4 protein-coding genes are annotated in these 3,891 nt (G+C 70.9%); 3 read left to right on the top strand and 1 reads right to left on the bottom strand.

Annotated elements, in window-relative coordinates:
* Together IZR01_RS48575 and IZR01_RS52815 are read left to right on the top strand one after the other, a co-directional pair.
* A partial coding sequence (locus IZR01_RS48575) for a cellulose binding domain-containing protein (RefSeq protein WP_323747320.1) occupies positions 1-1,391 on the top strand: 1,391 nt, incomplete at its 5' end.
* A 167-nt stretch (positions 1,392-1,558) separates the two neighbouring features.
* On the top strand, positions 1,559-2,320 hold the full coding sequence (locus IZR01_RS52815; protein WP_194899879.1) for a GntR family transcriptional regulator: 762 nt from the start codon (positions 1,559-1,561) through the stop codon (positions 2,318-2,320).
* Here IZR01_RS52815 and IZR01_RS48565 read toward each other — a convergent pair.
* The gene (locus IZR01_RS48565) at positions 2,294-2,713 is read right to left on the bottom strand and encodes a MarR family transcriptional regulator (protein ID WP_323746767.1); all 420 of its coding nucleotides are present in this window, start codon (positions 2,711-2,713) and stop codon (positions 2,294-2,296) included. The genes IZR01_RS52815 and IZR01_RS48565 overlap by 27 nt on opposite strands.
* Here IZR01_RS48565 and IZR01_RS48560 point away from each other — a divergent pair.
* Positions 2,618-3,712, top strand: a complete 1,095-nt coding sequence (locus tag IZR01_RS48560) for an FAD-dependent monooxygenase (protein WP_323747321.1) — start codon at positions 2,618-2,620, stop codon at positions 3,710-3,712. The genes IZR01_RS48565 and IZR01_RS48560 overlap by 96 nt on opposite strands.
* Positions 3,713-3,891 lie beyond the last annotated feature (179 nt).

Genomic DNA, 3,891 nt, shown 5'->3' with positions numbered 1-3,891 from the left:
CCCGCCGCCCCATCGCGGCCCTGTCCGCGGCCGGTGTGGCCGCCGCCTTCGGCCTGACCGCCGCCGCACTGTCCACGACGGCGCACGCCGCCGCGGCCCCGGCCGCGCTCGCCTACCACGTCGGCTCGGCCGGCTCGGACATGGTCGAGCCCTGGCTCACCGTCACCAACACCGGCAGCGCCCCGCTCGACTTGTCGACCGTGAAGATCCGCTACTACTTCACCATCGACTCCGCGCCGTCCTACCAGTTCACCTGCGAATGGGCGCAGATCGGCTGCGGGAACATCACCGGCGCCATCGGCACCCTGCCCACGCCGACCGCCACCGCCGACCACTACCTGGAAGTCGGCTTCACCGGCGGCTCCCTGGCCCCCGGCGCCTCCACCGGCGACCTGCAACTGCGGATGAACGCCGCCGGCTGGGCCCCGGTCGACCAGGCCGACGACTACTCGTTCAACGCCGCGCAGACCTCTTACGGCGCCACCAACACCATCACGCTCGCGGTCGGCGGGACGATCGTCTCCGGCACCGCGCCCGGCGGGAACCCGCCGCCGACCAGCCCGTCCAGCAGCCCCTCCACCTCGACGAGCTCCAGCGGCGGCGGCACACCGAACGGCGCCCTGTTCGACGACTTCTCCTACACCGGCCCGACCGACCCGAACCTGGCCGCCCACGGCTGGGCGATCCGCACCGGCGCCGGCGGGCCGGGCGTGCAGAACTCCTGGGCCGCGGACACCTTCAGCTTCCCCAGTGACTCCACCGCGCAGGGCGGGCACGTCATGGACCTGACGGCCTCCACCGACGGCACCACCTCCGGCACCAAGCAGGCCGAGATCGACACCACGCAGCAGAAGTTCTTCCAGGGCACGTACGCCGCCCGCGTCTACTTCAACGACGCCCCGACCACCGGCACCAACGGCGACCACGTCAACGAGACCTTCTACACCATCACCCCGGACAACTCCCTGTACAGCGAAGACGACTTCGAATACCTGCCCAACGGCGGCTGGGGCGGCCCGGCGAACTCGATGTACACCACCACCTGGTACAGCTCCGACGCCATGGACCGCGTCACCACCGACACCACCGGCAGCCTGCAGGGCTGGCACACCCTGGTCGCCACCGTCTACGGCGGCACCGTCACCTACTACATCGACGGCAAGCAGGTGTTCAGCAGCACCGGCAAGTACTACCCGCGCGAGGCCATGACCATCGACATCAACGAATGGTTCATCGACCTGCCGTTCACCGGCGCGCGGACCTGGAACGAGAAGGTCAACTGGGTCTACTACGCCAACGGCGTCGCACAGTCGCCGGCCGACGTGCAGAACGCGGTCAACGGCTACTACTCGGCCGGGACCCACTTCACCGACACCGTCCCGAACGGCTGACCCGACCCCGCTCACGAACGGGCGGCGCGGCCCGACCTGAGACCGGACCGCGCCGCCCCGCCGCCCGGGCACCAGCTACGCCTGGGCCCACCGCACCGGCGGCCCCCAAGGCCGAGCCCACAAGGCCGCCGGTGCCCGACCCGCCACACCTGGCAGAATCATCCGACGTGACAGGCAGCCAGACCCGCCCGGCCCGCAAAGTGGCCACCGCCAAACGCGACCGCGTGCGCGATCACCTGCTGCGGCTGATCGACACCGCCGCCCCGGGCACCAGCCTGGACTCCGAACGCGACCTCGCCGAAGCCCTCGGCGTCTCCCGCCCCACCGTCCGCGCCGCGCTCCAAGACCTGGCCCGCTCCGGCTACCTGGTCCGGCACCAGGGCCGCGGCACGTTCACCAGCCCCCGCAAGATCGACCAGCCGCTGACCGGCGACACCACCGACGGCACCGCGGCCCTGGCCGCCCCCTCGGCCGAGGGCACCTGGACGAGCCACGTCGTCACCTTCCGCACCTCCCCCGCCGGACCCTCCCGCGCCGCCCGCTTCGACATCGCCACCGACGCCCCGATCCTGCGCATCGTGCGGGTCCGGCTGGTCGAGGGCGAACCGATCGCCATCGAACGCCTCGACGTCCCGGCCGCCCTGGTCCCGAACCTGGCCCCGGCCGACCTGGAATCCGGCAACTTCTACCACCTGCTGCGCGACCGCCACGGCATCGCCGTCTCCGACGCCGTGCAGACCATGGAACCCACGGTCGCCAACCCCGACCAGGCCGAACTGCTCGACATCGAGGTCTACGCCCCGCTGCTGCAAGTCGAACGCACCACCAAGGACACCACCGGCCGGGTCGTGGAATTCGCCCACTCGGTATACCGCGGCGACCGGTACCGCATCACCACGCGGCTACACCTGGACGCCACCTCCGGCTGAACCAATACTCTTCGCCACATCCAGCGCCGCCCGGTTGAACGCACCCTGCACGGCGATATAGGCGCGCACCTGCTCATCGGAAAGGCCCGCGGCAACCGCCGCAAAGCCCTGCGCCACCTCGCCGTACAAGGCATTCACCGCCGCCTCGTGCCGCCCGGTGGAGCGCACATGCACCTTGCGCCGGTCATCGGTACCGCGCACCCGCTCGATGAACCCCGCGCGCTCCAGGCGATCGAGCAACGCGGTCACCGCCGCCGCCGACAGACCCGTCACGCCCGCGATCCGGCCCGCGGTCAGATCCGGCTCGGCGCGCGCCAGGTCCAGGCACTTGATGTCGCTGGCGCCCAGGCCGAAAAGGGCCCGATCCGCGACGCGGCCGGGATCGGCGTCCACGGACGGCAGCGCGCCACGGACTCGGCCACCATGTTCGCGTCCTTCCACGCCGACCTCGCCGCCGCCCTGGACGGCGCCGCGGTCGGACTGTGGCATCTGCACAACCCCGCTCTCCCCCACGGATCGGCCGTCGTCGTCACCACCGACGAGCCCGGCCGTTTCGTGATCGGCGGCGCGTTCGACGCCGGGGACGCCACGACCGACCGGCTCACCGAACACATCCGTACCGCCGTCGGCGACCCCGACCTGCCCGTCGAGGGCGTCGAGATCGCCTGGACCAGAAGCGGCGCCTGGATCACCCGGGTCGCGGACACCTTCCGCTCCGGCCGCGTGCTGCTGGTCGGCGACTGCGCCCACCTGATGCCGCCGACCGGCGGCCAGGGCGGGAACGCGGCCGTGCTCGACGGCTACCACCTGGCGTGGAAACTGGCGGCGGTCCTGTCCGGCGACGCCGACGACAGGCTCCTGGACAGCCACGACACCGAACGCCGCCCCTACGCCGAGATGCTGGCCGAACAGCAATACGCCAACTTCGTCCAACGGTCCGACCCCGCCGGGGCCGATGAGACCGTCGCAGAACTCATCGACCCGGCCCGCGGCCTGTTCGGACACGTCTATCCCGGTGGCGCTTTCCTCGCCGAACCCGGACATGCCGAGGACGGCGAGTTCGACGACGGCGAGTTCGAGGATCCCGCTCTACCCACCGCCCGCCCGGGAAGCCGCGCGCCGCACGCCTTCCTGCCCGACGGCAGCTCGACCCGCGACCTGTTCGGGCGAGGCTTCGTCCTGCTCGCCGCCGGGCGTGAGGCCCAGTGGAACGCGGCGGCCGAGGCCGTCCGCCCGCAGGTCACGGTGCACGCGCTGGACGACAACGCCGCCCGCAGGCTCTACCGGCTCGCCGAAGGCGCAGCCACGCTCGTCCGGCCGGACGGGATCATCGCCTGGCGCGGCACCGAACCCGCGGCGCTGGCCGATGCGCTGTACCGGATCCTGCACTGATCCAGCGCTTAAAAAATCATTCCCGGGGTGCGTCAACCGTCTTTGTTGACAGAACACAGGTTCCGGACCTGAACAAGAGGATTCCCTGGACAGAAAATCGGATATTCAAGCCCTGTCTTGGCAATTTCTTGACTGAATCACGCAGAATCCGGCGGTATTTTGACCAGCGGGTACCCACC

The organism is Catenulispora pinisilvae, from assembly GCF_015356865.1.
Classification (GTDB): Bacteria; Actinomycetota; Actinomycetes; order Streptomycetales; family Catenulisporaceae; genus Catenulispora; species Catenulispora pinisilvae.
The sequence above is the reverse complement of the archived record's forward strand: the minus strand, read 5'-3'. Positions and strand labels throughout refer to the sequence as shown.